Here is an 18665-nt window from a genome sequence, read left to right as displayed (position 1 = left end):
CAATAAACTTTTTGAAAAAGTGAAGGGAGGCCGAAACCTCCCTTCATAACACCACACTCAAACACAACTATAACTACAGCAAATAACTGCTGCCTATAGTTATTCTGTTACTGCCAGCCACCACCAAGCGCCTGATAGGCATTTATGCGGGCATTTATTTGTTGTTTCTTGGTTTCAATTAAATCAAACTTTGCTTCAAGCGCATCACGCTGCGTCATCAGCACCTCCATATAATCAGCACGTGTTGATTTGAAAAGGTCATTTGATATATTGATAGATTGCGATAACTTTTGCACTTGCTGGTATTTCAGATCAAAGCTTTTTTCTAAGTTTCCCATTTTTGACAACTGATTGGCCACCTCCATGTAAGCGTTTAATATTGTGCGTTCATAATTAAACACTGCCTGTAACTGCCTGGCATTAGCTGTTCCGTAAACTGCTTTTATGGCGTTACGGTTAATAAACGGTGCTATTAAATCTCCGCCAATTGAATACAGCAAAGATTGCGGCGTGTTAAACAAGTACGACGGGTTGAACGCATTATAACCTATAGACGCTGATATACCCAATGATGGATAAAATTGCGCCTTGGCAACCTTTACATCAAGCTTAGCTGCTGCTAAGGCCATCTCAGCCTGGCGTATATCAGGACGATTGGTAAGCAATTGTGAAGGCAAGCCTGATTGTACATCCACGTTCTTTAATGCTTCAAAGCTGTCCTTATCACGTGCAATAGGTTGCGGGTAACGGCCTAATAAAAAGTTAATGCGGTTCTCGGTTTCAACTATTTGCTGTTGAATATCAAACTGCAAACTGCGAGTACTCAGCACCTGTGCTTCAAACCGGCGAACAGCCAATTCAGTAACCCGGGTTGCTTCTTTTTGAATACGTACAATTCGCAATGCATTATTTTGAATTACAATGTTTTGCTTCACAATATCGAGTTGATTGTCAAGCGCTAGTAATTCGTAATACGAATCGGCAATTTCACTGATAAGGTTAGTCACCATAAAGTTTTTACCCTCAACGGTTGACAAGTAACGGGCAACTGCAGCTTTCTTCGCATTGCGCAACTTATGCCAAATATCGAGCTCCCACGTGGCATAAGCCGCTACCAGATAATTTGGTAGCGGATCGGGCATTTCTTTGCCGGGCTTAATTTCGGTAGTGGCTTCACTGGCACCACGGCTGGTATAACGGCCCACCTTTTCTAAATCGGCACCCGCCTTTAGTCCAATAAAGGGCAGGTATTCGCCTCTCCGCGTTTTAATTTCATTACGGTCAATTTCAATGTCCTGTAAAGTAATATTAAGCTCCTGGTTATTTTTGAGCGCAGTATCAATAAGGGCGTTGAGGTGTTCATCATTGAAAAACACCTTCCAATTGGTTTTAGCTGTATTTGTAGTGTCTGCCGCAGCTTGCCCGTAAGAATCGGGTGTTGCTTTGTCAGCTTCACGGGTAGTAATTTTGGGGATAGAGCAGGCCCCGTAAACAACCGACAGGCAGGTAACTGCTAATCCTCTTAATATGGTTTTGCTATTCATGGGTATTATCTGCGTTAATGATCAACTCCTGGTTTTTTGATTTCAGGAACCAGAACTTTTTCTTTTTCTTATTGCTGTGGGTGAAATCTTCGGTAAGCGGAGTTTCAGCCTCGTCTTTGATAAGCTTGCGGCCATCGGCAAGGGTTCCAAAAATGTAATACAAGCCAGGCACAATAATTACCCCGAATATGGTACCAAATAACATACCGCCTGCAGACGATGCACCAATGGTACGGTTACCTATAGCGCCCGGACCTGATGCGAACAACAAAGGAATTAAACCCGCCACAAAAGCAAACGAAGTCATTAAAATAGGGCGGAAGCGCACCTTTGCACCTTCAATAGCGGCTTCGAGTACCGTTGACCCTTGCTGATGTTTTTGAATGGCAAACTCAACTATCAGTACCGCATTTTTACCCAGTAACCCAACAAGCATTACCAAACCTACCTGTGCATAAATATCATTGGCAAGGCCCATGATTTTAAGCAGTATAAACGCACCAAATACACCGGCTGGTAAAGAGAAGATAACCGCCAACGGAATGATGAAGCTTTCATATTGAGCGGCCAACACCATATAAACAAATATGAGTACAACAATAAAGATGTAGATTGCCTCATTACCGCGCCCTACTTCATCTTTTGATAAGCCAAGCCAATCAATATCATAACCTCTTGGTAAGGTTTCTTTGGCAACCTCCTGTATAACTTTGATAGCCTCACCGCTACTGTAGCCAATGGCCGGCGCCCCGTTAATGGCCGATGCGGTATACATGTTAAAACGGGTGATTTCGTTCAGCCCTTGCTTCTTTTTTATTTTCATGAAGGCTGAGTAAGGCACCATTTCATCACGGTTATTTTTAACGTACAGCTTCAAAACATCTTCGGGCAAAGCACGATACTCAGGCGATGATTGAACATATACCTTGAAGAAGTTACCAAACCTTATAAAGCCCTGCTCATAAGTACTACCTATAAGTATGGACAAATTGTTCATTGCCGTGCTTATAGTAACACCCTTTTGCATGGCGGCCTTGTTATCAATTTCTAATTCGTATTGCGGATAGTTTGATGCAAAAAAGGTAAACAAGCCGGTAAGCTCTTTGCGCTTTTTAAGGGCCGTCATAAACTCTTCGTTTACTTTACCAAATGATGCATAATCACCTGAATTAGTTTTATCTAACAAACGCAATGAGAAACCGCCTGCGGCTCCGTAACCTGGTACAGCCGGTGGTTCAAAAAACTCTATGGTTGCGCCGGGTATTTCATGCGCTTTTTCTTCAAGTTTTTCAATAATCTCTTTGGCTGAATGCTTACGTTCCGACCAGTCTTTCAAGTTAATTAAACACGTACCGGCGTTTGAGCCACGTCCTTCGGTCAATACTTCGTAACCGGCCAGTGCCGATACCGACTGAACGCCGTCTACATGTTCAGCAATTTTTTGAAGTTCATGCGATATGGCGTTGGTACGTTCAAGCGTTGAACCCGGAGGGGTTTGAATAATGGCATAAACCTGTCCCTGATCTTCATTAGGGATGAAACCGGTAGGTAATGAATCGGCAGTAAAGTATATACCAGCGCAGAAAGCCAGTAACAAACCAAATGTAACCGTACGGCGGTTAACAATAACGGTTAGCAAACTTGTATATCTGCCTGTAACCTTTTCGAAAACGTTGTTAAATCCGTCTAAAGCTTTGTCAACTATCGATTTCTTTTTGTGAGCACCATGCGGCTTCAATATCATGGCACATAATACCGGAGTAAGCGTTAATGCCACTATACCTGATATTACAATTGATGTAGCCATGGTAATTGCAAACTGACGATAAAATATACCTACAGGACCAGTCATAAAAGTTACCGGTACAAATACCGCCGTCATGAGGAATGTGATAGCTATAATGGCTCCGCTTATTTCCTGCAAAACCTGCTTTACTGCTTTAAAAGGGGATAAGTGCTCTTCGGCCATTTTTGCGTGTACCGCTTCAACCACCACAATGGCATCGTCAACCACCACACCAATAGCCAATACAAGCGCAAAAAGCGTTATCAGATTTATGGTTAAGCCAAATAACTGCATGAAGAAAAAGGCTCCAATTAATGATACCGGAACCGCTATTGCCGGTATTAACGTTGAGCGCCAATCGCCAAGGAAGATGAATACCACAAAAGCAACCAGCACAAATGCCTCAACCAATGTATGTATTACTTTTTCAATTGATGCATCAAGAAAACTTGATACGTCATAGCTAATCTGGTAGTCCATTCCGGGAGGAAACGATGTTTTTTTAATTTCCTCCAGCTTTGCCTTTACTTCTTTAATAACTTCACTAGCATTACTTCCGTAAGTTTGTTTTAAGGTTATAGCAGCAGACGGATGTCCATCCATGTTAGAATAGATATCGTAAAACTCACTGCCTAATTCAACATCAGCTATATCTTTCAAATAAAGAATTTCACCGTTTTTGTTGGCACGAATAATAACGTCTTTGTATTCTTCGGGCTTACTGTACCTTCCTTTATAAGTAAGCACATACTCTAATGATTGCGAGCGTTTGCCCGTGCTTTGACCTAAACGGCCGGGAGAGCCAATAATGCTTTGCTGAGAAAGCGCCTCCATAACCTCATCGGTTGATACGTTGTAGGCACGCATACGATCTGGCTTTAACCAAACGCGCATGGCATACTGGCGGCTACCTAATATTTTGGCACTACCAACACCTTTAAGGCGGCTTATTTCGTTAACAATATTAACACCGGCAAAGTTGTACAGAAAGTTTTCGTTTGCCTTAGGGTCGGTACTGTACAAGTTAACGTACATTAACATGTTAGGAGAGGTGTAGCTCACTATCAAACCCTCACGCTGAACCAGTTCGGGCAGGCGATTGGTAATTTGCTCAATACGATTTTTTACATTTACTACTGCCTGGTTAGGGTCGGTACCTAAATCAAACACAACCTGTACGGTTGCTTCACCTGCGCTGGTGGCATCTGATGTCATGTATTTCATACCCGGAGCGCCGTTGATGGCTTTCTCCATTGGTATTAAAACTGAGTTAACCAGCACATCGGCACTGGCACCGGGATAGGCTATGTTAACCACCACCATAGGTGGAGCTATTGATGGGAACTGCGAAACCGGTAAAGTTTCAATAGCCAGTGCCCCCATAAAAACAATGACCAGCGACAATACAATAGCAAGTACCGGTCTTTGAATAAATTTATTAAACATTTTAGAAAGTTTTGAGGATTAGCTATTCGGCATGTAACCTTAATTCAGGCAATACCTTTCTCATGTTTACATAGTTGTAAGCAATCTTATCGTCGTTATTCACCTTACGCAGGCCTTCAAGCAAGATTTTATCATTGGCATTTAACCCTGAGCGTATCTCGTATAAATCGGCCATATCGGCGCCAATGGTTATCTCGCGGGCGTGTACGCGGTTGGCGTTATCAACAACATAAACGTACTTTTTTTCCAATACCTCAAAAGTTGCCTTTTGCGGTATAATAAGTGCATCTTTCAGAGGTACGGTCATTTCAACATTGCCCGTTTCGCCATGACGTAAAAGCCCGTCGGGGTTAGGGAAGGTGGCCCTGAACGGTATATTACCCGTTTCGTTATCAAAATCGGCTTCGATGGTTTCAACCACACCAGGGTATTTAAATACCTGATGGTTGGCCATTAATAAGTTTACTGTTTGCTTTTTTTGGCTGCCTTGTGTTTTATAATCAAGGTATTCGGCCTCGGGTACGTTATAGTAAACCCACATTTGGCTGTTATCACTCAAAGTGGTGAGCAAGTCGCCCTCGTCAAGCAAACTACCTATACGCACCTGCAGGCGGTCAATGTAGCCATCATAAGGAGCACGTATTTCGGTGAATTGGTAGTGCACCTTCATCAAAGAAAGTTCAGCCTTTGATTTATTTAGCTTGGCTTTGGCCATAGCCAGCTCATTAGGAGCTACAATATTACTATCGCGCAGCTTTTTGGTGTTTTGATATTCAATTTGCGAAAGATCAACTTCGGCTTTTGCCTTGTCAATTTCGGCGCCGTAAAGCTTGGGCATAATTTGAAAAAGCAGCTGGCCTTTCTTTACAAACTGGCCTTCATCTACAAAGCTTTTTTCAAGATAGCCACGCTCTTGGGCGCGTAACTCAATATGCCGTATGGAGCGCACCTGGCATACATATTCATTTACAATAGAGGTGTCCATTTTTAACGGACTTGTTACTAAAAGCTTCGACTCTTCTTCTTTTTGCTTTTCTTTTTGCTTACAGCTGGTATGGCATAGTGCAACGCACAAACCTGTAACCACGAATAAATACTTCATGATAGTTTATAAATATTAATCGGAAAGATTGATTGCTATTTTTAGCGGTGTGAATAAAACAGGGACGCGCAAATCCCTGCCGAATTAGTACACATGATAACTAATTCAAAGGGAAACAAAGATGCAGGCAACAGGACATTGCACTGCAAAGAAGATTAAAATCAAATACGGAAAACGCTTATAGAGCGGTATAATTTATTAGATGCCGGATATTGAATACAACGGCTTAAACTGAAGCATGATTTTAGGTAATGCCCGTTGATGGCAGCTACCCTTGTGTAAAAGAAATGCGAAGAAAAATCATCATGAGCGGATAGCTTTTTGTTTGTTGATGATTCGTCGGTATCATCTTTAAGCTCCTCATCCGGAACATTGTGATGATTTTTATGCTTGTGCTTGCTGGTAAATTTTGTGCCTTTATCAGCTTTAAGAGAAACATGGGTTGCGGATGTATAGCCAAAAATATCCCTGTCTTGCAGCGAATTAGCAGTTAATGCCAGGTCGCAAAACAAGATAAGGCTTAAAGGCAGAAATATCCTAACTAACCACTTCATTTCTGACTGCTAATATAGATAAAAAATCAAAATGCATATTATTTAACGCAAATGTTACAAGTATGGCATTACATCAAGTGCATATATGCTAATTTACTAACTTGCCGCCAGGTAAAATAGTACACTAACATGCTAAAATAAATTAGCGGTTGGGTTGCTTAAAACATTTATTTGCAAGCCATCCATATTGACACTTAATTTGCAGGTATCTGCATAGCATAAATTATATCTAACTAATAACAAAACGTAAACCAAATTAATTATATGTTTAGTTTAAAAAGCAAATCGGCCGTAATTACAGGTGGCGGCAGCGGTATAGGTAAAGCAATATCAAAACTATTTGCCAAACAAGGTGCTACCGTGCACATTATTGAGTTGAATACCGACGCTGCGCAACAAACACTTGACGAAATTAAAGCCGAGGGTGGACTGGCATTTGCGCATAGCGGCGATGTAACCAATCAGCAGCAGATTGTTGAGTTGTTTGCTGGCATTGACAAAGTTGATGTACTTGTAAATAATGCAGGTATTGCTCATGTTGGCAATGTTGAAAAAACAGGCGAAGCTGATTTTGAACGCGTTTATAACGTAAACGTAAAAGGTGCTTACAATTGTTTTTACGCTGCTATACCCTTAATGAAAAATAACGGTGGCGGTGTTATTGTAAGTATGGCTTCTATTGCTTCATCAGTTGGTATTGCTGATAGATTTGCCTACAGCATGAGCAAGGGCGCTATACACGCCATGAGCATGTCAATAGCACGAGATTATCTGCACGACAATATCAGAAGCAATAGCATATCACCTGCACGCGTACATACTCCGTTTGTTGACGGCTTTATAGCGAAAAATTATGCAGGACAAGAAGAAGAAATGTTTGATAAATTATCCAAAAGTCAACCTATTGGTCGCATGGGTAAGCCCGATGAAATAGCAGCACTGGCCTTATACCTGTGCTCAGATGAAGCCGGCTTTATTACCGGATCTGACTATGCTATTGATGGAGGCTTTATAAGGTTAAATAACTAGCTAAATAAAAAAGGTCCTGCTGATAAATTTGGCAGGACCTTTTTTTAAATAACTTAATCCCAAAGGGTGCCTGCCAAACCTAATACGGTTCCCAACCATAAGCCAATAATGTACACTACCAAACTCAACAAAACGGTAGCCACCTTAAACCATCCGGTTTGCGGTAAATGTTTAGTTAAATAGTAAGATGCGGCACCACCCGTTGCACCTGCAAGCGGAACTATAACAAACGGCCGTACCATCCAAAATTGTCCCCATTCGGGCCGTACGTTTTTTACAGGCAACAAAAAGATCGTGATAAGCACAAATGCTACGCCGCCGCCAATAAGCATGCGTAATTTTAAGGAAGCAAAGTTTTGCGGTACTACTGTTATCTGTTGTGACATAAAAATATTTAAATTCCTTTGTTCCGAATATACAAAAGTACTTTCAATTTAAAAGTTATTATGTTGTCTTTTGAAATAAAGTATTTCAATCGTTTTTATTGAAGAGTATCGACTCTCATTTCTGATATATCGATCTGCATTTCTTCCTTGCGAATGGCATCATCAGAAAACAGCTTATGCTTACGTAATAAGTATAGCTCTTTGCGCTGCGCTTTGTAAATGTCTTTAATAATGCGCCGGTAAACGGCTAGTTCTCTTTTACCATTTTGGGCGCATTCCATACACTCCAGTTTTTGGCTGGTGTGATTGAGATTGCTCTCATACTCGTTCTTAAGTGCAACTAATAGACTGTTATTTGCCAGGTCTTCCTTGTAGTCATGCTCAAGCCTGTCAATGGCAGCTTTTGTCAAGCGAATCCTTATCTCTGCTTCCTGCTGCTCAATTGGTATCATAATATCAACCTCTTGCATGTTGAGCAATTTAATAATCCAGGGTAGTGTGAGGCCCTGAAAAACAAGGGTAACCAATATCACTACAAATGTTATGAAGATGATAAGATTTCGTTCGGGTAGGGGCTGACCATTATTAACCGTTAACGGTAATGACAAAGCCGCTGCAAGCGATACCACGCCACGCATACCCGCCCAGCCAATAACAAATGGCCCTTTCCAACCCGGGTGGGGTTCCTTTAAACGCAGGCTTTTAAACAACCAACGCGGTACAAAGGTTGCCGGATATATCCATGCCATGCGGATTGCAATAACCAATGCACTTACCAGTAAGCCATAAACCGAGGCCTGCATTAATGAGTAGCCCTCCAAGCCGGCAACTATACTGGGCAAACCAAGTCCAATCATTATAAACACAAGTCCGTTTAGTATGATGGATATGGTTGACCAAACATTTATGGTTTGAAAACGACTTTGACCATCAACAAATATTTCGTGTGACCTGTATGATAAAAATAATCCACCGCTTACAACTGCCATAACGCCTGAAAAGTGAAACTCCTCGGCAGCCAGGTACATCAGGTATGGAGCGACTAGTGTAAATGCCGAGTCGATACTTGCAGTGGTTGGCAGAAACCTGTGAATTAAGTACATAACATGAGCAACGGCCAAGCCAATAACTATACCCATTATAGTAACCGTTACAAAACTCACCGATGCTTCCTGAAAAGAAAAGTGACCTGCTATTGCTGTAGCCAAAGCAAACCTGAATACCGTTAAACTCGAGGCATCGTTTACCAGGCTTTCGCCTTCAAGTATGGTAATTATTCGTTTTGGAACCCTTATGCTTTTTAAAACCGATGTAGCAGCAATAGCATCAGGCGGTGAAATTATACCGCCGAGTAAGAAGCCCGTTGCTAAGGTAAAGCCGGGTATAAAGGCTGATGCTGTATACGCAACTACGGATGATGTCAAAAATACCAACCCGAAGGCCAATAACGATATAGGACGCTTCCATTTCCAGAATTCATTCCACGACGTCCACCAGGCAGCTTCATACAAAAGCGGGGGGAGGAATATCAAAAAAACAAGGTCGGGTTCAATATTGATTACCGGCATGCCCGGTATATTACTGATGATTAAACCTGCCAGCACCAGAAATATGGGATAAGCAATTTTTAAACGACGGGCAAGTAAAATCAGTAAAAAGGCTACTGTTAAAAGAAGAAGGAATTGAAGTAAGGTATTGTGCATAAAAAGTACCTGAAAAGTAACTCAGCTATTAACTGAAGTTAAATTGCTCGAGCTTATTTAGGTAGTGAAGATAATAAATACCTTGCGTTTTCAGAGACTCATTATTAAGATTGCCCTTCTTCAATAATTGAAAGAAAATTACCGGCAGGGTCTTTAAACCATGCAATTTTTGGTCCGCCGCCTAAAAAAATACCCTTTTCATTAGTTTTAAAATTCGGCTCGTCATAAATTTTAAATCTTACACCCTTCGCTGTAAGCTCAACAACCGCTGCTTCAATATTCCTCACCGGGAAGTTTAGTATGGTAAATGTTGCAGGATTATGATTGGGTTTGGCATAGATAAGTATTTTGCCACCGCCAGCAATATGCAGGCGCAAAGTGCCCGGCATGTCCAACTCCTCAACATCTAATCCTAAAACAGTAGTGTAAAAGTGTTTGGCCTTTTCAATATCATCAACCGAAAAGCCACTAAATGCTTTGGTGTCTTTAAACATAATTTATATTTTATGACAGGTTGGCCCTGTCGCCAAAGATTAATTTGTCTAGTGAAAAACGCCCGGCTCCGGCGGCCAAAAACACTAACGCTATACACAGGTAGTTTGCAGCTAATTCATATGATTTACCTCCGGTTGCACTAACAAAAGGATCGCCACCCATAACGGCATGTACGTAAACCGCTACAGCCATCGTAATCATTATACCTAAAGCGGCCAAACGTGTGGCTAAACCTAATACCAGTGCTATGCCTCCTCCAAATTCAGATATCGCAGCTAATGCCTGAAATACGGGAGGGATAAATGAATCGGGCCCCATCCAGCTCATTGGACTTTGAATTTTTCCCCAGCCATGCATTATAAACGCAATTCCGCAAGAAAATCGCAACAATAAAAGGGCAAAATCCAGGCTGGCAGGCAGATTGTATGGAGCAAAGAAACGTTTCATAGGGTGTGAATGATTGGCTTAAAAACATGTTAACGCACTCATTACGAAATGGTTTTATCTTGCCTGATGCTTTATATTTTCCGCATAAACTTTACAGACTTAACAATATGTAAAAAGGGCTAAACATTTATTTAAATATATACCTTTACCTTATTACATCAATACTTTGTACATGATTAATTTTTTTGAATTTTATAATATACCCGAGTCCTTTAACCCGGATGAGGCCGCAATAAAAAATAAGTTCTACTCATTAAGCAAGCAATATCACCCCGACTTTTTTGCAAACGAAGATGAAGCAAAACAGCAGGAGATACTGGAAATTTCAACCATAAACAATAAAGCATACAACACGCTCAGCAATTCCGCTAAACGTTTAGAGTATATATTAAAACAGCATGGTTTTGTAAACGAGGGAGCGAAACCTCAATTGCCTGCCGACTTTTTAATGGAGATGATGGACCTTAATGAAAGGCTGATGGAGGTTGATGATGCGGAAGAACTGGCCAAATTGCGTGCTGAGGCGCTCGCTGTTGAAGATAATTTGAGTGAGGAACTGAGCAAGCTTACTACTGATTATGAAACACTTAATGACACGGCAAAAGAAAGTCGGCTTAATCAAATTGCTGATATTTACTACAGACAAAAATATTTGTTGCGAATTAAGGATAGTTTGAATACATTTGCATCCCGCTTCTGAAAGGAAGTTGCGGACAGGCCCAGATGGCGGAATCGGTAGACGCGCTGGTCTCAAACACCTGTGGCCGCAAGGCCGTGCCGGTTCGACCCCGGCTCTGGGTACGTGATCGGACTTAAATCCGACTTTTGAAAGGGTTGCTCCAAAAGAGCAACCCTTTTTGTTTAAGTGTCAATAGTCATCCTAAAAGTGTCGATTTGATAAAGCTTTTTTTAAGCCCAAACTTCCTCAAGCCAGTTAACCTTGACCCCGGCTTTAATGGACCGCTTTGATAATATTACATCCGTTAGTGATCATCTATCTATGAACGCTCTAAAACGGCTATTTAATCACTGAAAGCTATGTACTATCACAGGTACTTAATGATGCAAAACTGTTAATTTACCTTTAAAAAATTGAAACTTGACGCAACGAAAATCTTGTAAAAAGATATAGTTGAGGGAAATTAAGATGACGATTTTAAGGGCGATACTTCAGATTACAGAAAGCTCAACCAACTCTTTTGTTTTACAAGTGTTAATAGCCTAAATTTGATACGGCCGTCAACAATTGTCTAACCTTGTTACAAAAATGCTCGAATCTATAAAAGCAAAGCTGGAAGCTTCACGTAAAGAATTATTGGATCTTGGTTTAAGGAACCCTCTGCTAAATTATAAGACTCCTAAAGGGAAAGGGCTTAAAATAATACAGGAGAAATCTGAATTCATTTTCGATATTATTGCGAAGCAAAACAAGGCCATGACTTTCTTGGGTATACCTGAAAAGAAAGTTAGTAAAGGTCTTCAAGATGTTGTTGGCGATGATATTGAAGTGGCTGAATTGCCTCAACCAACAGATGAATCTTATCAGGACACCAAATTACAAACCAGCGAAACAGAGCAAAAGTTACAAACGAGGTTACTAAACACCTACTATTTTGCCCGTACCAGCATTGAGGAACAGGGCGTAAACATACTTTACCTGGCGCTTGGTATGCTCAGATGGTATGAGCAGGGTAACACAGACACGCCGCGCTACGCACCACTCTTACTTATACCAGCAGAGCTTGAACGTTCGAGCGCGCAAGAGCGTTTCCGCTTAAAATATACAGGAAGCGAGATAGGCGCAAATCTATCATTGCAGGCCAAAATGAAGGCCGACTTTAACATTTCAATACCGGATATGCCGGATTCGGAGGATATGAATGTTTACTCATATTTCAAATTAATAGAAGATCATATTGCCAAACAAGAATTATGGACGGTTGAGCATGATGAAATTGAGCTTGGTTTTTTTTCTTTCGGCAAATTCATGATTTATAATGATCTTGATACTGCAAAATGGCCAGATGCTCAACAGCCAGGCTTAAATAACAATATTCAAGCATTATTTGAAACCGGGTTCCATTCGAACTATCAGCCTGAAAACGAAGACGCCAAAGACCTCGACGAAGAAACTAACGCAAACGCCTTATTTAAAGTTGTAGATGCCGATAGCTCACAAATGCAAGCAATATTGGCAGTGAATGAGGGACATAATCTGGTTATACAAGGCCCTCCAGGCACAGGCAAGTCACAAACTATAACCAACATTATTGCTGACGCTATTGGTCAGGGAAAAAAGGTTTTGTTCGTGGCGGAGAAAATGGCCGCGTTGGAAGTTGTAAAGCGTAGGTTAGATTCCGTACAGCTTGGCGAGGCTTGTTTGGAACTACATAGTCATAAGGCCAATAAGCGTGACCTGTTAGAAAAACTTAAACGGGTTATGGAACTTGGAAGGCCGTCAATTAACCAGTTGGAACTAGAAGTTCAGCAACTGGCTGTTTCCCGCAATGAGTTAAACAATTATTGCAATGCAGTGAATGCAGGTGTTGCCGGTAGCGGTTTGAGCGCTAACCAGGTCATAGGGTATCTATTACAAATTGATAAAGAGATTGGTGCGCAACACTTGCCTAAAATACCTATTCATAATATTGATCATTGGAACGCTGATAAGGTACGCGAGGCAACGGCAATATGTGACCGTCTTCAGGCAAGGCTTAAAGATATTGGCACTCCTCAAAACCTTTTATTTTGGGGCAGCGAAATTACCGTTTTGTTACCGCACGAGAAAGGCCCGGTTTTAGAACAAGTACGACAGGCAGGTAAGGCAGTTGCGGCTTTGCGCGAATTATCAGACAAAATACATACCTCTACCGGCCTTGAACCGGCCGATGATGCTAACTCATTAAGCTTTTTAATTACTCAATTAGAAGTAGCATCCAAAGCTCCTGATCTTACAGGCCTTGATATTAGTAGTGATGTGTGGCTTCTAAAGAAAGAGGATATCCGTGAGTTACTTGACGCAGGGCAAGCACTTGACCTGCTTTACAAAGAATATAAAGACAAGCTTATACCGGAGGCCTGGTCGCAGGATATTCTCGACATTCGTCAAAACTTGGTAGCGCATGGCAGTAAATGGTATAAGTTTTTGATTGGAAGCTATCGCCGGGCAAACCAAAGGCTGGCATCTTTTTTAAAAGTCGGCCTGCCGGATGAACTTTCTGAAAAATTAAAAATAGTTGATACTATCTCAGAGGCACGGCGCATGGAGACTGAGATGGCTGCATTAGAACCATTAGCGTCATCTATATTTGGTAAGCGATGGTTAAAACAAAAATCGGAATGGAGCGCGCTAAGTCGTGCAGCTGAATACCTTGCAGACCTACACCAACAATTTTCTGACAACCGGATTAGTGGTCAACTATTTGAATTTTTAAAACATAATAATGCTGCCTCTACCGCTGCTGCGTTTGTGGACGAGCTTAAGCAACATGCGAACAATATCGAAATTCAATGGCAAACAGTTTTTACCACGCTGAGGCTTAACGAATTAAAGGGTGTAAAACAAGCAGAAATAGCTGCAATGACATTTCTTGCACAGGCGGCATTCTGGTCAAAACGTGCTGAAAGGTTTTCGGAGCTTCAATTGGTTATTGATTGGAACAATCTTGCCCAGGCAGCCAGCCAGGCAGGGTTTGATTTTTTGGTTGATGTTTCAACCGGTTGGGAATATGCCTCTCAATGGTTAAAAACTGCCTTACTGAAGACATGGTACGAATACCTGATTGAGCAGGCTTTTAAGTCAAATCCGGCGCTAACACAGTTTGAACGGGTAAGTCATGAAAGCGTTATTGAACAGTTTAAACGGCTCGACCAGCTTAATTTAGTTTATAACCGCGCACGCGTAGCCTTAAAGCATTGGGAAAATATACCAAAGCAACATGCGGGCGGCCAGGTAAATGTTTTAAGAACTGAATTTAACAAACGTGCCCGCCACATGGCCATACGTAAGTTGGTTGAAGAGGCTGGTGCTGCCATGCAGGCCATTAAGCCGGTGTGGATGATGAGTCCTATGTCTATCGCCAATTTTCTGCCGCCGGGAAATATACAGTTTGACCTTGTTATTTTTGACGAAGCGAGCCAGGTGCGTCCTGTTGATGCTTTGGGGGCTATTATGCGCGGGAAGCAATTGGTGGTTGTCGGCGATACTAAACAACTGCCGCCAACGAGCTTTTTTGATAAGCTGAATACCGAAGTGGAAGACGAAGACAACCAAACAGCTGATATGCAGAGCATTCTTGGCATGTGCGATGGACAAGGTGCACCGAGCAGTATGTTGAAATGGCATTACCGTAGCCGCCATGAATCACTAATCACCTTATCAAACCATGAGTTTTACGAAAACAAATTGGTAATTTTCCCCAGTCCTGGTTCACGTCAAAGTCTTGGACTACGTTTCCACCACCTTACAGAGGCCGTGTACGATCGTGGTAAAACACGTACTAACCCAATAGAGGCTGAAAAAGTTGCTCAAGCGGTTATTACTCATGCTAAGCAATATCCTGAGCTAAGCTTGGGCGTTGTGGCGTTCAGCACTTCGCAAATGCAGGCCATACAAGCGGCGTTAGAATTGCAACGCCGCCAGCATCCCGAAGTAGAAACATTCTTTAAAAGTCATCCACATGAGCCCTTTTTTATAAAAAATCTGGAAAATGTTCAGGGCGATGAACGCGATGTAATTTATATAAGTATTGGCTACGGGCGAGTTGAAAACGGCACCGTACCCATGAGTTTTGGCCCACTAAACAGTGAGGGCGGCGAACGCAGGTTAAATGTACTCATCACAAGGGCAAAAATGCGTTGTGAGGTATTCACTAATATTACATCGGCAGATATACGCGTCACAGAAAATGCGAAGTTTGGTATCCGCGCTTTAAAAAGCTTCTTGTATTTCGCGCAGCATGCAAAATTTGAACAAAACAGCGAGCCTGTAGTAACAGAAATAAGGCCTTTTGAAGATGAAGTTGCAAACCAGTTGACAGCTTTAGGTTATGTTGTTAGGAGTAAGGTAGGATCGGCCGGCTTTTATCTTGATCTCGCGGTTGTTGACCAGCATAACCCAGGACGTTATATTATTGGAATTGAATGCGACGGGCACAATTACGCCAAAGCCAGATCAGCCACAGACCGTGACCGATTACGCACACAGGTGCTGGAAATGTTTGGATGGAACATTTACCGTGTGTGGAGTACAGATTGGTACCGAAACCCTGAACGTGAACTAAAACGCTTGATTGAAGCTATTGAACAAGCTAAAACCATAACCGACAGCGCAGATCAGGAAACAAAAGTTTATGAAGAAGAACAACGTGTTTTGGAACGTGAACTGGTAGAAGAAACAAGTACCAAGACTTTTTACTATCAGTTAGCAACACTACCAGCTGCCATCGGCTCTCAGGAAATGCACTTACACTCGTTCGGTAATTTAGCTGCTTGGATAAGTGAAATTGTTAAGGTTGAAGGTCCTATTCATTTTGATGAAATGGCCCGGCGGATGGTTGAAGCGGCAGGCATATCGAAAGTTGGATCGCGGATAAAATACACGCTGACACAGGCCTGCAATCTTAGTGAGCAAAATGGTTCGATAAAAATAAAAGGTGATTTTCTTTGGCATTACGAAATGGAAGAACCTGTAATTCGTAATCGAAGTCAACTTCCGTCTTCTTCTCGAAGATTACAGCTTATTGCACCAGAAGAACTTAATCTGGCAATTAAACAAGTTGTATCTGAAGCCATAGCCATCACTGAAGAAGCTGCTGCAAACCTTGTTGCCAAACTGTTTGGTTTTAGCAGGTTAACAGAAGACATGAAACAACTGTTGTTTGAGGCTATCCAGGTTGCAGAGAATAATGCGGTAATTAAACGAGATAATGGTTATCTAAAATTAGTTTAATTGGTTTTTGTCATAGATTGGTATAGAATAGCTTTTGAGTAACATGCAAATCAAAAGTTCCAAAATTGAACGACAAAGGTACCTTAAACCGATAAGATCTAATAACATCCTCGCAATAATTAATATACTGCGAGGATGTTGAAAAACTTTAAGCTATAGCTTTTCTAGGCTGATATCAGCTATGCCTCTAACTTCGGTTGATAGTTCGCCTAACCAGCCTAAATTAAATTGTATGCCGGTTTGCACTTTAATAAAGTCAATACCATTAAGCTTAACCTTATTTCCTTTGTCATCAATTGCATTGCCAATATCAACCTTATCGCCACCCGGAGTGCTGTCGGCGTAACCGAAATTGAATGGAGCGCTGGTTATAAAGGATGGGTTATTTGCATCTATGTTTGTTGATGGTAATAAAGTGCCCTTTAAGGTATAGCTTGCGGCTGTTATACTTTCAGGATAATATGGCTGCTTATGAAATGTATTGGTTTTCACCAAACCCGAGTCTTTCAAACTACCCTTCCATTTAACGTCACCGGTAACAGGGTCGGGCCGGGTATAGGTTACCTGGTAGTTACGTACATAGCCTGTTGCATTTGTTGCAGCGCCTGCTAACTCAAACCAGGAATCATCAGGTAGGCCGTTTTTGTTAGTGTCCTGCATTACCCAAACTACACCTGGCTCAGCAGAGCCGGTTGCCGCATTAGCATAAATTACAATATCCTCTTTGCCATCAACGTTTAAAACCGTGTGGTCAAACCCAAATACAATACTTCCGCCAAATGCACCTAAGCTTACCAAGCCATTTTTTCCATTAAGTACACTTTTAGCTGCCTCAGTATTACCTACCGAAGTATTTATAAACTGTCCCGGAGCAGGGTTATAGCTAAATAGCTGCGTTACATAAGCTTTACTTTGATCGGTAACAGGCCTTATTGGTTGTGTAGCTTCAGGGTCTGTTGGAGTTTGTTCATCTTTTTTCGAGCACGAACTTAGCAGCACTACACCACTAGCCAGTATGGAAATAAAGCTTAGAGTTATTTTATAATTGATTTTTGACATTTATAACAAGCCTTATTTTTTGTAATTGTAAACAAACACAGCCGATTTAGGATTAACCACCGTTTCAAACTCAAGCTTTTTGACACCTGCCTTATCGTAATAGTAAGCACGCCAAACTTTGCTTGTAAAGCTTACATCATCGCCAATTACAACGCCGCCGCTAAATGGGTCAACGGTTAATCCGTACAATAAGCCAACTGATGTGCCATCAGTGATAAAGTCATTGCCAACTGTTGACGTAGCAGCATTGAAAATTTTAATGTCAGGCGTGTACGTAGTTGTATTAGTTAAACCTATAACGCCAGCATTTTGGTTTATGGACAGTGTTGTGCTGTAATCGACACCTTTAAGGGTTGATAGGGTAGATTTGCTGTCAGTAATGCTATTGATAACATCTACCTGCGCCGCTACTGTGGTATAATTACCCTGGCAAACAACATAAACGTTACCGTTGGCGGCAGCCATAACCTTTGTTGGGTTTTGTGTAACCGTAACATCGCTCAATTTGGTGAATGAATTTAAGTTAACTACAGAAACCTTGTTTACGCCGTTCAAAAAATAATCTGAATTGGCAACGTACAATTTACCATTAGCTACCGCTAAACCTTCAAGATAAGGAGCTTTTAAATCTAGTTCACCGTCAACGTTCAGGGTAGCTGTATCAATACGGCTAATCTTACCATCATAGCGTGAAACATAGGCCTTCCCCTGGTAAAAGGCAATATATCTTGGCATATAGCCGTTGGTAGCAGAGTTAAATGATATTCTTTTAATGGTTTTGCAGGTGTAAATATCCATTACATCTACAAATGATTTTGTTGCGCCATCAATACCTGTTACTACACAATACATTTTGCTGCCGTAACGCTGCAGGTCATTTGATGTTTCGCCAAGAGCAGTACCGTTAACTTTCCGGTAGTAATCTTTCTCGCTTGTTTTGGTGGCCATGTTATAATAGGCAATAGATCCGTTACCTGCACCATACGAGCCTTCACTCAACATATATATACCGGCAATGCTCTCAACTTCAAGTTTTTGAAAGGGTTCTGTTTCATTTTTTGAACATGATGAAAGCACCGCAATAGCGCTGATTAAAAGCATACAAATCGATCTGTTGCGTTGTAAAAGTTTAATTTTCATTCTTTGAGTTTGATTGTATATAAT

13 protein-coding genes and 1 tRNA gene are annotated in these 18665 nt (G+C 41.4%); 4 read left to right on the top strand and 10 right to left on the bottom strand.

What is annotated here, in order from left to right:
• Positions 1-107 precede the first annotated feature (107 nt).
• From QZ407_RS07890 to QZ407_RS07875, 4 genes are all read right to left on the bottom strand, one after another.
• Positions 108-1544, bottom strand: a complete 1437-nt coding sequence (locus tag QZ407_RS07890) for an efflux transporter outer membrane subunit (protein ID WP_295769443.1) — start codon at positions 1542-1544, stop codon at positions 108-110.
• Positions 1537-4776 carry an efflux RND transporter permease subunit gene (locus QZ407_RS07885; protein WP_295769441.1) on the bottom strand — a complete coding sequence of 1080 codons (3240 nt, stop codon included), beginning with the start codon at positions 4774-4776 and terminating at the stop codon, positions 1537-1539. Before QZ407_RS07885 ends, QZ407_RS07890 begins: the two co-directional genes overlap by 8 nt.
• A 22-nt stretch (positions 4777-4798) precedes the next feature.
• On the bottom strand, positions 4799-5878 hold the full coding sequence (locus QZ407_RS07880) for an efflux RND transporter periplasmic adaptor subunit (protein ID WP_157541912.1): 1080 nt from the start codon (positions 5876-5878) through the stop codon (positions 4799-4801).
• Between the two features lie 161 nt (positions 5879-6039).
• Positions 6040-6432, bottom strand: a complete 393-nt coding sequence (locus tag QZ407_RS07875; RefSeq protein WP_295769436.1) for a hypothetical protein — start codon at positions 6430-6432, stop codon at positions 6040-6042.
• A gap of 264 nt (positions 6433-6696) precedes the next feature.
• Between QZ407_RS07875 and QZ407_RS07870 the strand changes: the two genes are divergently transcribed.
• Positions 6697-7461, top strand: coding sequence for an SDR family oxidoreductase (locus QZ407_RS07870; RefSeq protein WP_295769434.1), 765 nt, complete (start codon positions 6697-6699; stop codon positions 7459-7461).
• A 53-nt stretch (positions 7462-7514) separates the two neighbouring features.
• On the opposite strand, the gene QZ407_RS07865 is transcribed toward QZ407_RS07870, so the two are convergent.
• From QZ407_RS07865 to QZ407_RS07850, 4 genes are all read right to left on the bottom strand, one after another.
• Positions 7515-7847 (bottom strand): hypothetical protein, encoded by a 333-nt coding sequence (locus QZ407_RS07865; RefSeq protein ID WP_295769432.1) that lies wholly within the window; start codon positions 7845-7847, stop codon positions 7515-7517.
• 95 nt (positions 7848-7942) lie between these two features.
• Positions 7943-9550, bottom strand: coding sequence for a Na+/H+ antiporter (locus tag QZ407_RS07860; protein WP_295769431.1), 1608 nt, complete (start codon positions 9548-9550; stop codon positions 7943-7945).
• A gap of 104 nt (positions 9551-9654) precedes the next feature.
• Positions 9655-10044 (bottom strand): VOC family protein, encoded by a 390-nt coding sequence (locus QZ407_RS07855; protein WP_295769429.1) that lies wholly within the window; start codon positions 10042-10044, stop codon positions 9655-9657.
• A 10-nt stretch (positions 10045-10054) separates the two neighbouring features.
• Positions 10055-10492, bottom strand: coding sequence for a DoxX family protein (locus QZ407_RS07850; RefSeq protein ID WP_295769428.1), 438 nt, complete (start codon positions 10490-10492; stop codon positions 10055-10057).
• Positions 10493-10664: 172 nt separating this feature from the next.
• On the opposite strand from QZ407_RS07850, the gene QZ407_RS07845 reads away from it, so the two are divergent.
• The 3 genes from QZ407_RS07845 (at position 10665) to QZ407_RS07835 (ending at position 16442) form a co-directional block, all read left to right on the top strand.
• Positions 10665-11192: an iron-sulfur cluster co-chaperone HscB C-terminal domain-containing protein gene (locus QZ407_RS07845; RefSeq protein ID WP_295769426.1), complete on the top strand. Its 528-nt coding sequence runs from the start codon at positions 10665-10667 to the stop codon at positions 11190-11192.
• A 17-nt stretch (positions 11193-11209) separates the two neighbouring features.
• A tRNA-Leu gene (locus QZ407_RS07840) sits at positions 11210-11293 on the top strand.
• A gap of 466 nt (positions 11294-11759) precedes the next feature.
• Positions 11760-16442, top strand: a complete 4683-nt coding sequence (locus tag QZ407_RS07835; protein WP_295769423.1) for a DUF3320 domain-containing protein — start codon at positions 11760-11762, stop codon at positions 16440-16442.
• Positions 16443-16595: 153 nt separating this feature from the next.
• Here the strand turns inward: QZ407_RS07835 and QZ407_RS07830 are convergent, their stop codons facing one another.
• Together QZ407_RS07830 and QZ407_RS07825 are read right to left on the bottom strand one after the other, a co-directional pair.
• Complete coding sequence (locus tag QZ407_RS07830) at positions 16596-17501, bottom strand: cell surface protein (protein ID WP_295769421.1); 906 nt, start codon at positions 17499-17501, stop codon at positions 16596-16598.
• A 12-nt stretch (positions 17502-17513) separates the two neighbouring features.
• The gene (locus QZ407_RS07825) at positions 17514-18641 is read right to left on the bottom strand and encodes a DUF5074 domain-containing protein (RefSeq protein WP_295769419.1); all 1128 of its coding nucleotides are present in this window, start codon (positions 18639-18641) and stop codon (positions 17514-17516) included.
• Positions 18642-18665: the final 24 nt, after the last annotated feature.

Source organism: uncultured Mucilaginibacter sp. (genome assembly GCF_913773635.1).
Taxonomy (GTDB): domain Bacteria; phylum Bacteroidota; class Bacteroidia; order Sphingobacteriales; family Sphingobacteriaceae; genus Mucilaginibacter.
Note: the sequence above shows the minus strand (reverse complement) of the source record. Positions and strands in the feature narration are given on the sequence as shown.